Source organism: Candidimonas sp. SYP-B2681, assembly GCF_003971065.1.
Lineage (GTDB): Bacteria > Pseudomonadota > Gammaproteobacteria > Burkholderiales > Burkholderiaceae_B > Pollutimonas.
The window spans coordinates 39444-60757 of the sequence record NZ_RYDV01000004.1; the positions used below are offsets into that span (position 1 = coordinate 39444).

15 protein-coding genes are annotated in these 21314 nt (G+C 55.6%); 10 read left to right on the top strand and 5 right to left on the bottom strand.

Annotation, left to right across the window (positions count from 1 at the left end; translation table 11 throughout):
• Positions 1-16: 16 nt before the first annotated feature.
• The 5 genes from EKL30_RS09725 to EKL30_RS09745 all read right to left on the bottom strand — a co-directional run bounded on the left by EKL30_RS09725 (position 17) and on the right by EKL30_RS09745 (position 6293).
• The gene (locus EKL30_RS09725; RefSeq protein WP_126707038.1) at positions 17-2563 is read right to left on the bottom strand and encodes an autotransporter domain-containing protein; all 2547 of its coding nucleotides are present in this window, start codon (positions 2561-2563) and stop codon (positions 17-19) included.
• Positions 2564-2674: 111 nt separating this feature from the next.
• Positions 2675-2995, bottom strand: coding sequence for a thioredoxin family protein (locus EKL30_RS09730; protein WP_126707309.1), 321 nt, complete (start codon positions 2993-2995; stop codon positions 2675-2677).
• Entirely contained in the window at positions 2995-3936 is a 942-nt protein-coding gene (locus EKL30_RS09735; protein WP_233582999.1) for a glycosyltransferase family 2 protein, read from the bottom strand. The genes EKL30_RS09730 and EKL30_RS09735 overlap by 1 nt, the downstream gene beginning before the upstream one ends.
• Positions 3937-3959: 23 nt before the next feature.
• A complete protein-coding gene (locus EKL30_RS09740; RefSeq protein ID WP_126707039.1) occupies positions 3960-5342 on the bottom strand; it encodes an undecaprenyl-phosphate glucose phosphotransferase in 1383 nt (460 codons plus the stop codon).
• 117 nt (positions 5343-5459) lie between these two features.
• Positions 5460-6293 carry a glycosyltransferase family 2 protein gene (locus tag EKL30_RS09745; RefSeq protein WP_126707040.1) on the bottom strand — a complete coding sequence of 278 codons (834 nt, stop codon included), beginning with the start codon at positions 6291-6293 and terminating at the stop codon, positions 5460-5462.
• 339 nt (positions 6294-6632) lie between these two features.
• On the opposite strand from EKL30_RS09745, the gene rfbB reads away from it, so the two are divergent.
• The 10 genes from rfbB to EKL30_RS19360 all read left to right on the top strand — a co-directional run bounded on the left by rfbB (position 6633) and on the right by EKL30_RS19360 (position 21279).
• Positions 6633-7697 (top strand): dTDP-glucose 4,6-dehydratase, encoded by a 1065-nt coding sequence (gene rfbB, locus EKL30_RS09750; protein WP_126707041.1) that lies wholly within the window; start codon positions 6633-6635, stop codon positions 7695-7697.
• The gene (gene rfbD, locus EKL30_RS09755; RefSeq protein ID WP_126707042.1) at positions 7694-8584 is read left to right on the top strand and encodes a dTDP-4-dehydrorhamnose reductase; all 891 of its coding nucleotides are present in this window, start codon (positions 7694-7696) and stop codon (positions 8582-8584) included. The genes rfbB and rfbD overlap by 4 nt, the downstream gene beginning before the upstream one ends.
• Positions 8585-9466, top strand: coding sequence for a glucose-1-phosphate thymidylyltransferase RfbA (gene rfbA / locus EKL30_RS09760; protein ID WP_126707043.1), 882 nt, complete (start codon positions 8585-8587; stop codon positions 9464-9466).
• A complete protein-coding gene (gene rfbC, locus EKL30_RS09765) occupies positions 9466-10011 on the top strand; it encodes a dTDP-4-dehydrorhamnose 3,5-epimerase (RefSeq protein ID WP_126707044.1) in 546 nt (181 codons plus the stop codon). Before rfbA ends, rfbC begins: the two co-directional genes overlap by 1 nt.
• Complete coding sequence (locus EKL30_RS09770) at positions 10011-10829, top strand: ABC transporter permease (RefSeq protein WP_126707045.1); 819 nt, start codon at positions 10011-10013, stop codon at positions 10827-10829. The genes rfbC and EKL30_RS09770 overlap by 1 nt, the downstream gene beginning before the upstream one ends.
• Complete coding sequence (locus tag EKL30_RS09775) at positions 10819-12165, top strand: ABC transporter ATP-binding protein (RefSeq protein WP_126707046.1); 1347 nt, start codon at positions 10819-10821, stop codon at positions 12163-12165. Before EKL30_RS09770 ends, EKL30_RS09775 begins: the two co-directional genes overlap by 11 nt.
• A gap of 17 nt (positions 12166-12182) precedes the next feature.
• A complete protein-coding gene (locus tag EKL30_RS09780; RefSeq protein ID WP_126707047.1) occupies positions 12183-15776 on the top strand; it encodes a rhamnan synthesis F family protein in 3594 nt (1197 codons plus the stop codon).
• A complete protein-coding gene (locus EKL30_RS09785) occupies positions 15776-16717 on the top strand; it encodes an NAD-dependent epimerase/dehydratase family protein (protein ID WP_126707048.1) in 942 nt (313 codons plus the stop codon). The genes EKL30_RS09780 and EKL30_RS09785 overlap by 1 nt, the downstream gene beginning before the upstream one ends.
• Positions 16718-16806: 89 nt before the next feature.
• A complete protein-coding gene (locus EKL30_RS09790) occupies positions 16807-18678 on the top strand; it encodes a glycosyltransferase family 2 protein (RefSeq protein WP_199748537.1) in 1872 nt (623 codons plus the stop codon).
• A 117-nt stretch (positions 18679-18795) separates the two neighbouring features.
• Positions 18796-21279, top strand: coding sequence for a calcium-binding protein (locus tag EKL30_RS19360; RefSeq protein WP_126707050.1), 2484 nt, complete (start codon positions 18796-18798; stop codon positions 21277-21279).
• The last annotated feature ends 35 nt before the right edge of the window (positions 21280-21314 follow it).

The following is a 21314-nucleotide window of genomic DNA, read 5'->3' on the forward strand; positions in this document are numbered from 1 at the left end:
TGCCGGCGCTAACGGATTAGAAGCGCCAGACCAGGTTCGCCCTTGCGCCGTGGTCGGGCCGTCCACGGGAATATTGCCCGCCATAAGCCATACCCAAGCTTACGTTCTTGGCCAGACTGGCTTGCACGCCCAACTGCAGCGACCACGCCTGCCGCGCTACGGGCAATCCTTCAGATTTGAACAAGGTTTGGCGTCTACTTTCGCGAAAGCTCTGCCGGCTTATCGCGCTCACGTCACCGCTGGCATGATGCCACGCCAATTGGCTTTGGACGATCGCTTCCCCTTTTGGCGTTTCGAAAACGTGACTGGCCCGCAACCCCAGCGAGGAAAACAACACAGATTGGTCTGACGGCAGGACCTTGGTCGCCGCCGCGCCGCCTTTTTCGACGAAGCCATCGGCCTGTGCTTTTACCCAAGCCAAGCGGGCGAACGGGGTAATAGCGTGGGCGTTGGACGCCAGCCATTGCAAAGGCGCAGCGATTTCGCCAAACAGCTGCATGCTGCGGCCGCTATAGCCGCCGGTCAAGGCGTCGTACATCGCGCCCACGGCGATTTTGCGCTGGCTTTTAACCTTGTGCCAACCCTGCGCCAACCCCAGTGCGACATCGACGTAACGCAGATTGGCGGCAAGATTAAGCCCAGCATATATCGTGTCGATGTTGGCGCTGGCCATTCCATGACGCCGCGACATCTCGCTGTGTTGGGTGGCAAGAAAGCCGCCCGCTTTCCCATTCGAATGCACTGGCTTATCGAAGCCCAGCACCAGCCCGCCAATGTAGCGCTGATCGGCGGGCGTGCCGCCTTGCGAAGCGCGCTCGCCAGACGAATAAAACGCTTCAGACCACGAACCCGACCCGGCATTGCGCAATACGGCCTCGCGCACGAAGCGGCTATCTTCCAGCATGGCCGAACGAACTGATGCAGCCCAGCTTCCGGACAGTTGATTCAGGGCTTCCTTGGCTTGTGGCCTGTCCATCACCACGATCTTGTCATGCAATTCCTGGTTGTCTTTCGGAGGAGTGGCAACCTCTTCCTCGACCTGCGCCACCTCGGTCACGGGGGGTTCTTCCTGCAGCACCACGTCGGCGTCGGGAACCGGGGCCTCGGTCACCGGCGGTAGCGGCCCTTCAGGCGTGGGCGGGGGCTCGATCACTTCAGGAGGCGGCGGCGTTACGGGCGGGGTCGGCACTTCCGGCGGCGATGGCACGTCTTCATCGATCACATCAGCCACGTCGTCTTCGGTTGGCGTATCCGCCACATCGTCCAAGGGTGTGTTGTTGCGCTTCAAATTCAAGTAAACGAACTCATTGTCGTAGCTCAACGAGGGTGTCAGGAACGCCAAGTCTGTATTGGCCGAGGCGAACTGCGTGCCGTCGAAGCCGTCTAGCGCGTGCACCAACGTATATTGAGTGGTGGGCTGCCAATCGCCTGCAGTGGCGCGGGTCATGACCGTGCCGTCCAGCAACGCTTTGCCGGCCACTTGGATCTGATCTGACCTGCCCGCGGCCGTCGCGTCGACCTCGAATATGGCGCCCGGCTTGAATTCGAGTTTTTCCAATACGACGAAGTTTGCCGGGTCACCCACCCCGCTACCTGGTGAAAAAACAGCGCCGTCATTGACCGTTACCGTGCGCGCGAAGCCGGATCCTTCCAGACGCGCGCCCTGGTTCACGCGCACCGATCCCGCCATATGCCCGTCGACCGTCGCCACGCCTTCATTGACGGTAAGAAACGATGGGTAGCCGATTACGCCGTTCAACTGCAGCATGCCCGGCCCCTGTTTTACGATAGGCACTGTTCCAAACACCGGTCCGATTATCGTGGCCGTGCCCTCGTTTACACGCCATTGAACACTGTCGGCAAGCGCCCATGAAGCGGGTTCGGGTGTCGGGCCGTTGGGCGACTCGTCGACCGAGTTGTCTCCACTGACGCGCATCTGGTTAAACAGGGTAGCGCCTGGGGCATAATCCACCACGGTGCCTTGGTTCACGGTCAGTAGATTGGCCGTATTTCCCAATGCCTGTTCGCCGCTGATTCGCAGCGTCCCCTCGTGCAGGGTGGTATTGCCGTTGTACAAATTGTGGCCCGATAAGCTCAAGGTGCCCGCGCCAAATTTTTCCAGACCCGCTCTAATTCCGACTGGGTTGGAGATGACGCCGCTCAAGTGCAGAGCCGAATCGTCTTGCACATGTATGCCGGCAAGGCTGCGTATCAGGAAAGCGCGGCGCGATTCAAACGTGCCAGCGGTATATAAGGTATCGCCAGAAAAAACAAAAGGCGCATCGGGTAAACCCAATTGCGCCTCGTTCACTATCCATTCGGTATCGGTGGGTGGCGGTGACCACAGCACTGCCGACAACTGGTTATCGGCTCTTTTGCCCACCACGGCCGCACTTGCGCTGGCCAAAGCCACTTCAGTCAGTACGAAGCCGGCCATCCCCACAGCCACCGCGGCCAACAAAATCTTCTTTATGCCACTTCCAACATGTGCCGCCCTGCTCTCGCAAACACGCCTTTTACAACATACTTTCAGCGGCCATAGCGATAAATCCTGAATCGTCATAGTGTTCTCCCGTAGATAAATATGTCAACATTGTGACGGTGGGATTATGATACATTTTGACGCGTTTTGATATATCTACTGAAGAAACGCTTCGAGTGGCGCCAGCGTTGTTTAACGATTAATCTGCGCCAAGGCGTCGGCAATGGGCTTCGCTTCGGTGGGCCTGACCAGGCGCGCGACTTCGGTGCCATCGCGCATAAACACTAATGTGGGCCACAATTTGATTTTGAACGAGCGCCCTAACGGTCGGCCACTGCCGTCTTCCACCTTAATGTGTTGTACATCAGGATGGGCGGAAAAGGCCGACGCAATGGCGGGCTGCGCCGCGCTGCAATAGCCGCACCAGTCAGTACCGAACTCCAGGACGACCGGGCCGGTAAGCGCATCGACTTCGGCGCGTGAAGGGCCGCTGACCATATATGTATTGCTCATCATGTGCTCCAGTATTTCTTATGCATGCTGAAACTGCGCCGCAAGCTGGCGGGCAGGCGGTGGTAGTTCTTTCCCAGTTTGTACCCTGCAATCTTGAAAAAATTATGGATACACGCACGAGGTATCCAACTTGGCGCTACCTTTAGCAAATAGCGGAATTCGGACATCAAAAACCGCGTTCCTTCGCCGCCCGCTCCACCAAATTCCTGCGCTATCCATGCCTCGGTACGGTGAAAAACTCCAATATCAAAGTAGCGCCGGAACTCTTCCAGGGGCGTGTAGTTGTGTGAATGCAAAACGGTAGCATCGGCCACATACGCGATCTTATAACCGCCCATCGCTGCTTTGGCCGCAAAATACATGTCTTCGCTTACAATGGATTTTTCCGGAAAGCCGCCTAATTCCTTGAATGCCGATAAGCGGTAGGCCGCAAAAGAATTAGACGTAAAGACGGTTTTCAATCCTGTCCTTTCTTTCGCTTCGCGACTTGCCACATAGCTGCGGTCGCGGTAGTTGAATCGTCGGGCGTGCGCGGCAATAGGGTTGGCATCGACATGCGGCAACTGGCGTCCATAGGCGACGGCCACCTGTGGGTCCTGAAAAACATTGATCAGCCTGATAAGGGAACTGTCGCTCGCCAAAATAGCATCCTGAGTAAGGAATACGACAATGTCAGCACTGTCCGTACCCAGCGTGCAGGCCAGGTTGCGCGTGCCACCATGGTCGAAGCGACGAGACTCGATCACGTGCACGGAAAAGCCGCAGTCATGAGCAACCGCGACCGTGTCGTCGCTTGAAGACGAATCAATCACCAGCACATTTGAAATCTGGTTGCAGGCGGCACGGGCGTTGACGAGCGCCGCCGCGCATGCCTTCCAGATTGTCCCGCCGTTATAGGTGGGAATGATGACGGTGGCGAGCAAGGGCTTGGTTTCAGCCATGATTCATGCCCGATCTCGGCGAGTCATGGTTGGCCATTAAAAAAGCCTTTGTAAATCGTCTGGAAGATAATTTTCAGATCCAGGCCCAGAGACCAATTGTCGATGTACCACAAGTCGTGCTCGACCCGCTTTTCCATTTTTTCGAGCGTGTCGGTTTCGCCCCGGTATCCATTAACCTGAGCCCAGCCGGTAACGCCTGGCTTGACCTTATGCCGCTGCATATACGATTCGACTATCTCTTTATAGTGTTCATTGTGCGCCAAGGCATGGGGGCGTGGCCCCACAATCGACATACGGCCTTGCAGCACATTGTAGAACTGGGGAAGTTCATCAAGACTGCTGCGACGCAAGAATGCGCCCAGTTTCGTAATGCGCGGGTCTCCGAAGTGGGCCTGCGTCAATTGGTTGGAACCCTCTTCGTGAACTTCCATGGAACGAAACTTGTATACCTTGAATCGTCGGCCGCTGATACCGGTTCGGTACTGCTTGAAAATGACCGGGCCGCGCGATGTGCATTTAATCGCCAGTGCGATCAGTATGCAAATGGGCAGCACGACAATCGAAATCGCGGAGCCCAGTAGCAAGTCTTCGCTGCGCTTTATCAAACGGGCCGGACCTTCCATCGGGCTGCGGCTGATATCAAGCGCATAGAGGCCGGCAATATCGCTAACGCGATGATTCAGTAGCGGCAAATCGCCCAGATCCGGCAAGTATCGAATGTCTACCGTTTGATGACGCAGCGCATGCATAATGATTTTGATGGCCTCGCCCTCGTGCAAAGGCAGGCAAAGCCATAATTCGTGGACCCGCTGCACGATAACGTCGGACACCAACTGATTCAGCCAGTCCTGGCTGTGGACCAACTGTAAATTCTTCACGACTCGGTAGCCATGCTCGGGCAGTTCTGCCTCGCGGTCGCGCAAGTTGGCTGCCGAACTGCCCGCTTCCACCACAATCACGCGTTTAAGGTTAAGCCCTCTGCTGCGCATGCGACGCAAGGCCAAAAATACCACCATGCGGAAAATCGTGACCAGCCCTACGGCGACGGCCAGGGTCGTTGCCAGCCAGATTCGTGAGTAGTTATCGGCAACCTTCAAAAATACCGCAAGCGCCGCCATGATAGCCAGCGCCAATAACCAGCCCCCGTACATACGAGCCAATTGACGAAAAAAATGCCGGCCGCGCCACGATAAATACGTGCCCAGCATTACCTGGCAAATTGCCACCATAAGCGCTATGACCAAGGTGGCCACCAGATAGTGGTCAAGCATGTACCAGTCGCCAAATCGCAAAAAATGCGCGATGTAGCTTCCGGAAATGATCAACAGCAAATCAACTACGCCAGCCAGAAGCGCTATCGGATAGCGTTCAGCTAGGGTGGGCGGAAAAGGGGAACTAGGCTTCATGCAGCGCCGTATTGTTGACAGACCGTTGGATTGTAGCTGTCGGGCAATAAGACGCTGTGAAGCGGGATGGCCCCAAAGCAGCCCCAACTACACATAGAAGTGTCAGCAGCGTAGTTCTCATCGCAAGGCGTGCAGCTTTTTAAGAGCAAAGGAATAAAAGGTCAGTTCGGGTAAAAAGTGCTTCGCCATAACGAAATTGCGACGCAAGTCGCCCCAGTACGAACCGAAATTTAGCAGCTTGCGTGCAATCAGGGCCGGTCCCCAGCGCCGGGCCCCCACAACGTTGCTGCCGTGCTGCCGGTACAACACCAAGGGGCTTTTCATCGCAATGAGGCGACCGCGAGCTTGAAGTATTTTCAGCCCGCACCACCAATCATGCATGACGGCGTAAGCGGGAATCGGCAGGCAAGCACCCACCGCGGCGCGGTTCATCAACATGGTGCAGCCCGTCATGCAATTGCGCACCGCCAGCGTATTCACCGAATCAGCAAGTTCAGGCTTTATTCGTTGAAATTCCCACATTGAATCGGCAAGAACGTTCAGTTTTGCGTCGACCACGGTTAAGTCTGTGAATACGGCCAGCGGGGTTTCGCGCCGGTGTACAGCTTCGGCAGCCAAAATGGTTTTGACGCTGTCTGCGACTTTGCTGCTTAACCAGACGTCATCCTGGTCACAGAAAAAAATGTAGTCTGCTGATGACATCGCCATCAAATGCGCAAAATTGCTTTTTGCCCCACCACAGCGGTGGCCATCATCCAGCACGATTATTCTTTCTGGATACCGGCTTGCATAAGCGGCCACAATGCGAACCGTAGCGTCAGTCGAGCCATCGTCATGGACCAACACCTTCCAGTTGGCATACGACTGCGCGATCAAAGAATCAAGTTGTTCCGCAATATGCGCCTCGCCGTTATACGTGGCCATCAATATTTCGACGAGCGGATCGTTCATTCCGTATTCTCTTTCAGGCCTAAGCGATCCCAACTTATGCTCCCGCGTTATACGACGTTACAAGGTGATCGCGACACCGCGTAACGATAGGTTCCACGTCGTCGTGAGATCAGTGGACCAATCAGTTTGGCCGATAGCAAAATCACGCGCAATGTTACAATATTGGGCTTTCCGGGTAAAGAAAGCAGGTAAGGTGACGTCCGTCGCGCAGGGTGCGTCCGTACCGCTTATCGCTTCGATAGGGTCCGGGGCCGAAACGTCATTCGAGAAAAAATTCCGATAGTGTTCGGTCGTTATTGTAGACAAGCCTTCAATTGCAATGGACAGGGATTTAAAAGCATGACTATTCTCGTTACCGGCGGCGCCGGTTTCATCGGTTCGAACTTTGTGCTGGATTGGCTGGCAGGCAGCGACGAGCCAGTCGTGAATCTGGATAAGTTGACCTATGCCGGCAACAAGGAAAACCTGGCCAGCCTCGAGGGCGATCAACGCCACATATTCGTGCATGGCGACATTGGCGATGCGGCCCTTATTTCGCGCTTGCTTGTCGAACATAAGCCGCGCGCCGTGCTGAACTTTGCCGCTGAAAGCCATGTCGACCGATCCATACACGGGCCGGAAGATTTTATCCAAACCAATATAGTGGGCACCTTCCACCTGTTGGAATCGGTTCGAGCGTACTGGAACGCCTTTTCAAGCGATACGGAAAGAAACGACTTCCGTTTCCTGCATGTGTCCACCGACGAGGTATATGGCTCGTTAAGCAGAACCGACCCTGCCTTTAGTGAAACCAATCGCTACGAGCCGAACAGCCCTTATTCTGCCAGCAAGGCGGCGTCCGACCATTTGGTGCGCGCATATCACCACACTTACGGTTTGCCTGTTTTAACCACAAACTGTTCGAACAATTACGGGCCGTACCACTTCCCCGAAAAACTGATCCCGCTGTGTATCTTGAACGCACTGCAGGGAAAAGACCTGCCCATTTACGGCGACGGCCAGCAAATTCGCGATTGGCTGTATGTAAAAGACCACTGCAGCGCCATTCGGCGCGTACTGGAAGGCGGCAGGCTGGGCGAAGTCTATAACGTCGGTGGCTGGAACGAAAAAGCCAATCTGGATGTCGTGAACGACCTGTGCTCGATACTCGATGAATTGCAGCCCCGGGCTGACGGCAACTCGTACAGCACACAAATCAGCTTCGTCAAAGACCGCGCCGGCCACGATCGCCGTTACGCCATCGACGCCAGCAAGCTCGAGAAAGAGCTCGGCTGGAAGCCTGCTGAAACGTTCGAAACCGGCATACGAAAAACCGTGCAATGGTATCTGGACAACCAGCCTTGGGTCGATAACATCAGCAGCGGCGCCTATAAAGATTGGGTAAACAAGCAGTACGCCGTATGAAAATACTCTTACTCGGAAAAAACGGCCAGGTTGGCCATGAACTTCAGCGTACCCTTTTGCCCTTAGGGCAGCTTATCGCCTTGGACCGCAACGAGGGCAACCTTGAAGATGACAAGGCCTTGCAACTAGCGCTACATACCCATGGGCCAGACGTGATCGTTAACGCAGCGGCTTACACCGCCGTCGACAAAGCAGAAAGCGACGAAGCGACCGCCGCCCAGGTCAATACTAAAGCCGTCAAGTTGATGGCCGAGTATGCTAAAAAAACGAACGCCTTATTGGTTCACTATTCGACCGATTACGTCTATGACGGCGAAAAGCAGGGCCCGTACGTAGAATCCGACAGCACTTGCCCGCAGAGCGCATACGGTCGAACAAAATGTGCCGGCGAAACCGCCATTATCGATAGCGGCTGCCAGGCATTGGTATTCCGTACTAGCTGGGTTTTTTCCGCGCACGGCGGCAACTTTATCAAGACGATCTTACGGTTGGCTAAGGAACGCGACAATCTGGGCATCGTGGCGGACCAGATCGGCGCGCCGACATCGGCTGAGCTAATTTCCGACGTTACGGCCTTGGCCATCGCCGCCTACAAAAGAAGCGCTATTCCTCCCGGCGTGTATCACCTGACGGCGGCGGGCGACACCAGTTGGCACGGCCTTGCCACCCACGTAGTGGCCAAACTGCACGCCAAAGGCGTACCACTAAAAATCAGCGCGGATCAAATACGGGCGATCGCCACGGAAGACTATCCGCTGCCCGCCAAACGGCCGAAGAATTCACGGCTGGACACCGGCAAACTTAGCGAGGCGCTAGGTTTGCAAATACCCCACTGGTCGATTTACGTCGATCGTACTATCGAACAGCTTACAAAAACGGAACTCTAGATGAAGCGCAAAGGCATTATTCTGGCTGGCGGTTCGGGCACCCGCCTGCACCCTGCTACCCTGGCAATCAGCAAGCAACTTTTGCCGGTTTACGACAAGCCTATGGTGTATTACCCACTGGGTACACTGATGCTGGCCGGCATACGCGATATTCTTATTATCTCGACCCCACAAGACACCCCCCGGTTTGAGCAATTGCTGGGCGACGGAAGCCAGTGGGGCCTGAACCTGCAATATGCGGTACAAGCCAGCCCCGATGGCCTGGCGCAAGCCTTTATCATCGGCGAAGACTTCATCGGCAATGACCTTTCGGCTTTGGTGCTTGGCGATAATATTTATTATGGCCACGACTTTCAAAAGCCCCTGGCCAGCGCTATGCAGCGCAGTGAAGGCGCCAGCGTATTTGCCTACCATGTGCACGACCCGGAACGCTACGGCGTGGCCGAATTCAATGAAGACGGCAAGGTGCTGTCGCTGGAAGAAAAGCCGCTTAAGCCCAAGTCGAACTATGCCGTAACGGGCCTATACTTCTACGACAAAGAAGTCATTGGCATGGCCAAGGCCCTGAAGCCTTCTCCACGTGGCGAGCTTGAAATTACGGACTTGAACCGTCTGTACCTGGAACAAGGACGGCTTAACGTTGAAATCATGGGTCGCGGTTACGCCTGGCTAGACACCGGCACACACGAATCCTTGCTTGAAGCCAGCCAGTTCATTGCCACCTTGGAAAATCGCCAGGGCCTGAAAGTGTCCTGTCCCGAAGAAATTGCCTTCAGGCAAAAATGGATAGATGCCGCTCAGCTGGAGAAATTGGCGCAGCCTCTGAACAAGAATGGGTATGGACAGTACTTGCTACAAATCCTTAAGGAAACAGTCTACTAATGAAAGCCACGCCACTTGCGATACCCGAGGTCGTAGTATTCGAACCCAAAGTTTTTGGCGATGATCGGGGCTTCTTTTTCGAAAGCTTCAATCACGGTCAATTTGAATCCGCGATCGGCCGACAGGTCAATTTCGTACAAGATAACCATTCCCGGTCGGCCAAAAACGTGTTGCGTGGCCTGCACTTCCAGATCAAACAGGCCCAGGGCAAACTGGTACGCGTCGTGGTGGGCGAAGTCTTTGATGTCGCCGTTGATATTCGCAAAAGCTCGCCAACCTTCGGTAAGTGGGTCGGCGAAAGGCTATCGGCCGACAACAAAAAGCAACTATGGGTACCTGAAGGCTTTGCGCACGGTTTCGTCGTACTATCCGACTACGCAGAATTCCTGTACAAGACCACGGACTACTACGCCCCCGAGCACGAACGATCCATCTTGTGGAATGATCCTACGCTGGCAATTCAGTGGCCCACTGAAGCCGAGCCTGTACTTTCAAGCAAAGACGCCAACGCCGGAACGTTCCAACACACCGAACTCTTCCCCTGATGCAACAGTTCTCCGTATCGCCGAAAGAAATGGTTGCGAGCCTGTGGCGCAACCGCAGCCTTATCAATGCCATGGTCAAGCGCGACGTCATCGGTCGTTACCGCGGCTCGTTCATGGGGATCTTGTGGTCGTTTTTCAACCCGGTCTTCATGCTGGCGGTCTACACCTTCGTGTTCAGCATTGTGTTTCAGGCCCGCTGGGGTACCGGTAGCGGCTCGAAGACCGAATTCGCGCTTATCCTTTTCGCCGGGCTGATCGTATTCAATGTCTTTGCGGAATGCGTGAACCGCGCTCCCACCTTGATTTTGTCCAACGTCAACTATGTAAAGAAGGTTGTCTTTCCGCTGGAAATACTGCCCTGGGTGACCCTAGGCGCCGTACTGTTTCACGCCCTGGTCAGCTTGTGCGTATGGCTTATCGCCTACGTCATCTTCTTTGGCATACCCCACGCAACGGTGTTGCTGTTCCCGCTGGTCGTCGTGCCCCTGGCCCTTTTTACCGTCGGGGCAACGTGGGCCTTGGCCTCGCTAGGCGTTTACCTGCGTGACGTGTCGCAGTTCACCTCCATTTTGACAACGGTACTGATGTTCCTGTCGCCCATTTTTTACCCGGCCTCTGCCATACCCGAAAAATATCGCCCCATCATCCAGATGAACCCGCTAGCCCCTGCCATCGAGCAGGCTCGCGAGGTGCTTTTCTTTGGACAGCTTCCCAACTGGCCCGTTTTGCTGCTTTATTTGCTAGGTTCGGCATTGATCGGCTGGCTAGGATTCGCGTGGTTTCAAAAAACACGCAAAGGGTTTGCCGATGTCGTCTGATCTGGCCATACATGTAGACAACCTTAGCAAGTGCTACCACATCTACGACAAGCCGCGTGATCGCCTGTTGCAAATGCTGGCCCGCGGCCGCAAGCAGTTCTTCCGCGAATTCTGGGCGCTGCGCGATGTGGCGTTTGAAATCAAGCCCGGCGAGGCTGTAGGCATTATCGGCCGCAACGGAAGCGGCAAGTCGACCTTGCTACAGCTTATCTGCGGCACCTTGAACCCCACCGTTGGAAATATCCAGGTCAACGGCCGGGTCGCCGCTTTGCTGGAACTGGGCGCCGGCTTCAACCCCGAATTCACCGGCCGCGAAAACGTTTATATGGCGGCATCTCTATATGGGCTATCGAGCCAGCAGGTCGACGAACGTTTCGATAATATCGCGGCGTTTGCCGACATCGGCGACTTCATCGACCAGCCCGTAAAAGTGTATTCCAGCGGTATGTATGTGCGCCTGGCCTTTGCCTTGATAGCACACGTCGATGCCGATATCCTGGTGGTGGACGAGGCCCTGGCCGTTGGCGATGCCTTGTTCACCCAAAAATGCATGCGCTTCATTCGAAAATTTCGCGAGGAACATTCCTTATTGTTCGTCAGTCACGACACGGCGTCAGTCATCAGCCTGTGCGATCGCGCCATTTGGCTGAACCAGGGCCTCATCAAGCAAATCGGGCCATCGAAGAAGGTATGCGACGCCTACCTGAATAGCTTGTTCGAAGCCCAGGACGCCAGCACCGACGCCCTTAGCGAAGACAGCGACGCCTTGCGTGCCAAACGGTTGGGCCGCGACGAGCTGGTATGGCGCGACCAACGGTCCGACTTCGTCAATGCCAGCACGGCACGTAACGACATCGAAGTGTTCAAGTTCGAACCCAACGATTCACCTGACTTTGGTGGCGAAGAAGCCCGCATCGTCAACGTTCTTATGCTGGACTCGAATGGCAACGCCCTTAACTGGATCGTTGGCGGCGAAAAAGTAAGCCTGCGGGTCGACGTGCAAACCAACAAAGACCTGGCCAGTCCGATCATCGGGTTTTTCATCCGGGACCACCTGGGCCAAACCCTTTTTGGCGACAATACCTACTTGTCGTATCAAGAAAAGCCGTGTGCCGCCAAGGCTGGCGACATTATCACGGCCGAATTCGAGTTTTATATGCCCTGGCTGGCAAAAGGCGACTACGTCATCCTGGCTGCCATTGCGGAAGGTTCGCAGGCTGATCACCGACAACTGCACTGGCTGCACGACGCCCTGGTGTTCCGCTCGCACCACACCCCCGTGTCCACCGGCATACTAGGCATTCCCATGACAGATATACGCCTGTATCACGACTAATTCGTAAGAAGAACACCATGAATTCACCCCGCTTAGACGACGTAAGAAAAACACTAATAAACGCCGCCCTGTTCTGGCCTGTCCGCCTTGCGCCGCCCAATGCGTGGGCTGGCCACATCCCTTTTGCTGCGTGGTTGATGGCACAGCTCAAGCCCAAGACGTTCGTCGAACTGGGTACCCATACCGGTAATTCCTATCTGGCCATGTGCCAGGCCGTTACCGAGTCGGGTTTGGATACACGGTGTTATGCCGTGGACACCTGGCAGGGTGACGCCCACGCATCCCATTACGGCGAAGAGATCTTCATTGATTTAAGAAACCATCACGAACCGCGTTATGCGTCGTTTTCGAACCTGATGAGAATGACGTTCGACGAGGCGCTGGAATATTTCCCCGATGGCTCGGTCGACTTGCTGCACATCGACGGCCTGCACACCTACGATGCTGTCAAGCACGACTTCGACACCTGGCTGCCCAAGCTCGCGCCCGGGGCCGTGGTCATGTTCCACGACACCAACGTCCGCGAGCGCGATTTCGGGGTGTGGCGTTTATGGGGCGAACTGAAGGCGAAATATCCCTGCAATATGGAATTCGACCACTCGCACGGCCTGGGCGTATTGCAGATTACCGACGAGTCCACCGGGGAATGCCTGCCCTGGCTGGCCCCGGAAAGCGACATCAAGCAAGAGATGAAGCAGTACTTTGCCGCGCTCGGACGCAACCTTAACGAACGGTACTACGCAGAACAAAAGCAGATCACGATCGATACGATTAGTAAGGATCTGGCCGAGCACAAGCAACACGTTGCCAATCTTACCGACGAAATGTCGCGGCAGATGCAACACATCCAGAACCTGACGCCAGAGGTCAGCGGCAGGGACCACAAAATTGCCGACCTTGGACAATACATCGCCGACCTTGCCCATCACATCGCCAATCTAGAGCTCGCTCTTCAGAGCCGGGAACAAGATGTTTCAATACTGGCCAAGGACTTGTCCAGGGAAGTCTTGCTACACGAGGAACAGCTGGCTGACCGCGACGACACGATCGCGGATTTGACGGCTAACCTTGAGGAATGCCGCCAACATATTGCCAACATGCAACAGTCGCGCAGCTGGAAAGTAACGGCGCCACTTCGTTTGTTGATATCCACCATACGCCCAAGCCCGGACACCGGCGCGCATTTAGTCGCCCCCCCGCGGGGAGCGCGCCGCGCTAAATCTTTACCTGCGCAAGCCCAACCCGAAGACCCGGATTTCAACGCGGCGTTTTACCTGGCTAATAATCGCGACATCGCGACCCTCGGCGTCGACCCCTACCTTCATTTCATTACCTACGGGAAGAAGGAGGGCCGCCTGGGAAAGCTTCCGGACATGGAAATACTGGGCAGGCTTAAACCGCTGAATACCGCGCGCGAAACCGTGCTGATCGTAGGCCATGAGGGCACCCGCACGGGCGCTCCCGTCCTGACGTACAACCTGGTGCTTGCGCTTGTCGCCAAATACAACGTTGTGGTCTTGTTCCTGGGGCCAGGCCCTATGGTCCAGGCCTGCCACGACGCCGGCGCCACTGTGCTGGCCCTAAAAGAAAAAGTCCGCCTGGCGGTAAATTCCACCACCGCCGATGCCTTGATCAAGTCGATTACCGATGTGATTACACCGAAGTTTGCCATCAGCAATAGCGTGGAATCGCGCGCCGTGCTGTCGGCGCTTTCCAAGCTGTATATCCCAACGATTTCGCTGATTCACGAATTTTCGATCTACGTGAATTCGCTCGGGGGCATACGTGAATCGGCCATGTGGTCGGGGCAAACTGTATTTTCCAGCCGCATTACGCTGGAAAATGCCTACGCCAACGAACTGCACGACCTTACCAGCCGCAAATTTCCCATCATCCCCCAAGGGCGCTGCGTCTTGCCGGCTGACGGCGACGACGCCACCAAAGCGGCCGATGCGCGACGCATTCGAGCCGCCATGCGACCTGAAGGGTTCCCCGCCGACGGCTTGGTGATGGTGGGCATCGGCTCGGTGCATCTACGCAAAGGGGTGGACCTTTTCCTGGAATGTGCCGCTCAGGTGCACAAGCGCATGCCGGACCTGGCCTGTCGATTTGTGTGGATCGGCGACGGCTACAAGCCGACCACCGATTCTGGCTATTCCATGTTCCTGGGCGACCAGGTTACGAGGTCCGACCTGGAAGGGCTCGTAAGCTTTGTAGACGAAGTCTCCGATCTTGCCGCTGCCTATGAAGAAGCCGACTTATTCCTGTTGACCTCGCGCCTGGATCCATTGCCTAACGTAGCGATCGAAGCGCTGTCCGAAGGCTTGCCGCTAGTGTGTTTCGACAAGGCCACCGGCATTGCCGACACCCTGACCGAAGAAGGTCTGGGCGCTTATTGCGTGGCCGACTATCTTGACACCAAAGATTTTTCGGACAAAGTCGTGGCGTTGCTTGAATCCGCAGAACTGCGTGAAACAGTCCGCAAAAAAGGTCTGGAGATCAGCGCTTCCAGCTTCGATATGGCCCGATACATCGTGCAGTTGGAAGAGCTGGCCCAGCAGGAAATCGAGCGTTCGAAACAAGAACACGCAGACGTTGACACCATCGTGCAATCCGGCCTGTTCAACGCCGGTTATTATTTACCGCCGGATTCTGGTCAGCATGCTGCCCCTATCGAAGATACGATACGTACTTACGTGCGTACCTGGGCCAGCGATGTCGACCTGCGCAAACCCATGCCGGGCTTTCATCCGGGAATCTATCTGGAACAGCACGGCGTTGCCGCCCCCCACGCCGACCCCTTTGCCGACTACATTCGCGCGGGCCAGCCGAAAGGGCCATGGAATGCCAACCTGATCACACCCGCCGACGCTATTGAACCGGTTCCGCCGAACTTGCGCATTGCCCTGCATGTACACGTGTTTTACCGCGATTTATTTTCGGAAATCATGCAGCGCCTGAACCAGAATGAAACTCACGTCGATTTGCTCATCAGCGTTACCGACGAGGTCGGCAAAGCAGCCGTTCAGGAGCAACTGAAAAACTACACGCGCGGCTCGGTTGACGTTCGCCTTGCGCCCAACCGTGGGCGCGATATCGGACCCTTCCTGACCGAATTCGGCAGCAAGATACAAGCCGAATACGATTTGATCGGCCACGTGCATACCAAGCGCACCAAGCATAACGAACATGCCGGCCGGATCTGGTACCGTTTCCTGCTGGATAACCTGCTGGGGAACAAAGAGACCCGGATGGCCGACGTGATTCTTGGCCGTCTGGCAAATGACCCGGCCACCGGAATGATCTTCCCCGACGACCCCAACGCCCTGGGCTGGTCCAAGAACCGGCCGTATGCCGACAACCTCGCCACCTCGCTTGATGTCCAGTCGCTACCGGAGCATTTCAATTTCCCGATGGGCACCATGTTCTGGGCCAAAGTATCGACTCTGAAACCCGTGCTTGATCTGGGCCTGGCTTGGGACGACTATCCGGAAGAGCCTCTACCCATCGATGGCACCATGTTGCATGCGCTCGAAAGACTATTTCCCTTTGCGGCACAAAAATCAGCGCAGCAGCTGTCGCTGACCTACGTACCGGGGGTGACGCGATAATGAGGTGTCTCGTTCTGGGCGGTGGCGGATTCATCGGGTCCGCGGTCGTGGACCGCCTTTTGCTGGACCGCCATTCGGTACGCGTGTTCGAGCGCCCCGATGTCAAACCTTACCGCGTATTCACCAGCGGCGAGCAGGTCGAGTGGCAAGGCGGCGACCTGCAGAATGTGCAAGACATCAACGGTGCCCTTCAGGACATTGATATCGTCTTTCACCTGGTATCGACTACGCTGCCGAAGAATTCCAACGACGACCCCGTTTACGATGTGCAAAGCAATCTGGTGGCGACACTACAGCTTTTGAACGCCATGGCCGCCAAAGGCGTGCGCCGCATGGTGTTTATTTCGTCGGGTGGCACCGTGTATGGCCCGCCGCAATATATTCCCATCGACGAAAAGCACCCGACCGAACCGCAGGTTTCGTATGGCATCACCAAGCTGGCCATAGAAAAGTATCTGGTCATGTACGAAGCGCTGCATGGCATCAAGGCCACCATACTGCGAGTAGCGAATCCTTTTGGCGAACGCCAGCGCATCGCCACCGCGCAAGGCGCCGTGGGCGTATTCCTGCACCGCGCCATGCATGGGGAAACCATCGAAATCTGGGGCGATGGCAATGTAACCCGGGACTACGTCTACATCAGCGATGTGGCCGAGGCCTTCATCAAAGCGGCCGAATACCAAGGTAGGAAGAATGTCTTTAATATTGGCTCAGGATCGGGAACTAGCCTGAACGAGCTGCTTACGACCATGGAAGGCGTACTGGGCGGCCCGATAGCGCGCGAATATCTGCCGGGTCGCTCCTTCGACGTCATGGTGAACGTTCTTGATACTAGCCTGGCCGCGACCGAACTGGGCTGGACGCCCAAGGTGTCTTTGCCGGAAGGTATCACGCGAACCGTCGCCTGGACCAAAAGCTCACAATCGAATAAGCCACAATGACCAAGCCCTTGCCAAAAAATGACGCCTCGCCCAGCCCTATTGATATGTTTAGATTCCAACTGGCCCGCGTAAAGCGCGTACTGGCCGCCATGCCGACCATGTTGCAGCACAACGGCGGCTTGCAATTGACTGCTCGCAAGGCCGTGATGATATTCCGCGAGGAAGGGTGGCAAGGCGTCCGGCGCCGGCTCAGCATGGCAACGCAAAATGCCGCGCCCATATTCGATGAGCACGGGCGGCCGATCAATCGTAATGACTACACCGAATGGGTGCGACGTTACGATACCCTGGACGACAGCCGGCGTGACGAAATTCTGGCCAAAATCGACACCATGGTCCGCCATCCGAAAATTTCGATCGTGATGCCGGTTTATGACCCGCCGCTGGATTTCCTGGACCAGGCGATATGGTCGGTGCGTCAGCAGCTGTACCCGCATTGGGAATTCTGCATCGCCGACGACGCGTCCAAAAACCAAGCCGTACGCGACCTGCTGGCCCGGCATGCGGCCGAAGACCCTCGCATCAAGGTGATTTACCGAAGCGAAAACGGCCATATATCGCTAGCGTCGAACTCAGCCGCCGAACAAGCCACTGGCGAATTCGTCGCGCTGCTGGACAACGACGACCTGTTGCCGCCGCAAGCGCTGTTCTATATTGCCGACGCGATATTGAAGAACCCCACCGCCGGTCTGATCTATTCCGATGAAGACAAGATCGATTCGGCAGGCAATAGGCGCAGCCCATACTTCAAGCCACGCTGGAATCCGGACCTCTTCCTGTCGCACAACATGATCTGCCATCTGGGCGTTTACCGACGCACGCTGGGAGCCGAGCTTGGCTGGTTTCGCGAAGGCTATGAAGGCGCACAGGACTACGACCTGGCGCTGCGCTGCGTGGAACGCTTAGCGTCGAAAGACATCGTCCATATTCCACGCGTGCTGTATCACTGGCGCAGCCATGCCGGCAGCACCGCGTTTGCCGGTTCAGAGAAAAACTACGCATCGACGGCCGGCCAGCGCGCGCTGGATGACCACTTCGCCCGCATAGGCGTAGCGGCCAAGTCCGATCTACTGCATATGGGCATGTACCGAGTGCGCTACGACATTGCCGAGCCGGCACCGATGGTAAGTCTGATCATCCCCACACGCAATGGACTGGATTTAATCCGGCTATGCATTACCAGCATCCTGGAAAAGACGCATTACACGAATTACGAAATTCTAATCATCGATAACGGATCGGACGACCCGAACACCCTGGCGTATTTCCGCAGCCTGGCGAACAACCCGAATGTGCGCGTCATACGAGACGAGCAACCTTTCAACTATTCGGCCTTGAACAATTCGGCGGTCGAACAGGCTCGTGGCGAATACGTTGCCTTGGTCAACAACGATATCGAGGTGATCTCGCCTCATTGGCTGCACGAAATGGTCAGTATTGCCATGCAGCCCGGCGTGGGTGCCGTGGGCGCCCGTCTTTGGTACCCGGACAACCGTCTGCAGCACGGCGGCGTAGTGATCGGCCTGGGTGGCGTGGCTGGACATTCGCACAAGTATTTGCAACGCCACCAACCCGGCTACTTCCATCGCGCCCAATTGATCCAGTCATTCTCTGCGGTTACCGCGGCCTGTCTACTGATCAAGAAAGCCACCTTTCAGGAAGTCAAAGGGCTGAACGAAGAAGATCTGCAAATCGCCTTTAACGATGTGGACTTCTGCTTGCGGGTAAGGGAAGCGGGATACCGAAACGTATGGACGCCGTATGCCGAGCTTTATCACCACGAATCGGCAACCCGTGGCACCGAAGACACCCCGGAAAAGAAAGCGCGCTTTAGCAAAGAAGTGATGTACATGAAAGAGCGCTGGGGCGATTCGCTGCTGGATGACCCGGCATATAGCCCTAACTTGACGCTTGACTACGAAGACTTCAGTCTCGCCTGGCCACCGCGAGTTCTACAGTAGCAAGAAAATACAACCGGCGGCGAATGTTGCCAGCCGTGGTCTACGTTTAAAAAGTATCGCGCTCTAGGCGCGATATGTCATACTTTGTAAACCTCTTAGACCACTGGAAACATCCTCATGTCGTCGCCGCTGCTTTTCAGTTTGAAATGGTATTTAGACAGTAATCCAGATGTGGCCGAGGCGGTTAGGCAAGGTCTGATCGACGCGTTCGAGCACTTCGAACGATTTGGCGTGGGGGAAGGCCGCTCGGCTACCCCGATCTTTAGTCCAAAAGAATACTTAAGACATTACCCCGATGTGGCGGCAGCGGTAGCGCGAGGTGAAATTACCGCGTACGGTCACTTCCTGATGCATGGCATGAGCGAAGGTCGTTCACCCTCCGCATTATTCGACCGTAGTTTCTACCTGACGCAAAACCCCGATGTGGCAAATGTGGTGTCGGCTCGCGGCATGACGGCTGCCGAACACTTCTGGCTTTTTGGTCAAAATGAAGGTCGCCAATTTACTCCTGAATTCAATGTAGCCGCCTATTTGCAGGCCAACCCGGATGTAGCGGTTGCGGTGCAAGGGGGTACTGTTACGGCCATGGTTCACTTAATGGTATTCGGTCTTAACGAAGGGCGCGACCTAGGCAACGGCGTCAGCCTTCGTAACTTCGCCGATGACCCGACATTCATGCAAGCGATGGCCAGTGGCGATAGCCATGGCGCCTGGCAATGGGTCGCCGACGTTGCACCGTTCTTCCCCTCGTTTGTCGCGCCGGCCGGCTGGACGCCTCCGGCGAACACAACAATTCCGGTGGACTTTGTTCCCCCTTCAGGGGTAAAGCTGCAAGTCCCGGCAGGGGTAATCGTGCCTGTAGGCACTAAACTGCCCGATACGTTCGTTCAGCCTGTAGCCCCGGATAATGGTAGCGGGGCAACAATACCGAATTTTACAGTGATCGAGGGTACAGGCGCACAGGCAGGCTTCTGGACGCTTTCCGGCGGAAATGGCAACGTAAGCATCGCAATAAGCGGTGCTGACTACGTATTCACGCCCAGCACTGGCGCACCGGTCAAAGTCCCCACGTTGAATGTTAAGGGACTGGTCTTTGCCACCATCAACCTATCCGGCGCCTTTAATACTTTGAAGACCCTGAACATCGGCGGGACGGGCTCTTTTACGCTGACCGATACCGCTATGTTGTTAAGCGATATCGAGATCGCGCACGCATCCCTGCTGAGCCATGCCGTCAATGCGGCGAACTATACCTATACGATTCACGACACGAAAGACAACCTATTTTCGATTGATGGATTCGCTCCAGGGGTAGAGTCCCTGCTGGTCGCAGCCCAAGCCGTAACGATTTCCGGAACCCTTGGCTTAACCGAAATTTCGTTACTGCAGCGCATGGCGCTTAACAACTTGACCGCAACAGTGGCTTTGCAAGACGAATTTCCGTCGACGGAATTGTCTAACCTTAACGCTGCGGGCGGCGTCCTTACGTTTAATGTTAGCGGCGCCGACTACTCTAGAGCGCTGGTCGGCGGCCAGGGGAACGATGTTTTTAACTTAGATACCGCAGCTGGCGGGACCTTTAATGGTGGCAAAGGCGCAGATCGATTTGTGTTCAAAGACAATCTTGTATTGCGCCAAGTTAACTCCGTAGTCGGCGGTGACGGCATCGACACCATCGAGTTCACCACGGAGGTCGACACCTTAACGGACGGTTCATTCAACGGAAATAATTTCCACGATGATTTTAGCAATGTCCAAAGCGTTGAAACCGTCCAGTTGTTCGGCGTTAACAAAGTGAACCTCGGAGAGCAATTTTTCCCCGCAGGCATCCACACCATCGTCACTGGTAACGGCAATACCACGCTGCGTTACGACACTGACGCAATCGGTAAGATCACGGTCGACGTCGGCGCCATGGCTGATAACGCAATCCTGACACTCACACCCTTCCCGCATGAGGCGACGACCAAGGATTGGTTTCGCATAATTAACCTCAAGGGCGATGTCGATGCAAATAGCTTGCCAGGCAATATCAGCGTAAGCACCGCAAGTGGAGCGGGTTTTGACGTGTCGATAGGTGGCGGAAGGGGTGCGGATACACTGACGGGGGGATCAGGGAACGACACCCTTAAAGGCGGTTCGGGCAGCGACTCTCTTGATGGCGGCGCAGGCAACGATGTTTATAAGTACGAAGGAGTCAGCGACTCTACGGTGGTGAACACCGCCGCAGCCGCTACCGGCTTTGATACGGTCACTATTACCTCTGGCGATATTTTTGATTTATGGCTGGACATTACTTCAGTACGAACAATCGAGGACTACACAGGCGACGTGCCCGACACGAATGGAGATGCCCTTCTAACCCAATTGGACAACTACTACCAATCCGGCGGCCCTTTAGGCGGGATTGACGCTATGTATATCAGCATAGGCAACAAAGCCAAAGGACGCTTTCTGGTCATTGACGCCAATGACGATAATCACATCACGGACGCTGATCTCATCATCGAAATCGTCGGAACCCCCAACTTGTTCAAACAATTGACGCTCTCGGAAGGCAACGTTGTAATCACAGAACATGAGGAAATGAACTGGGGATAGATGGCGCCTCGCGCTGCTCCATCGGCCACGTCATA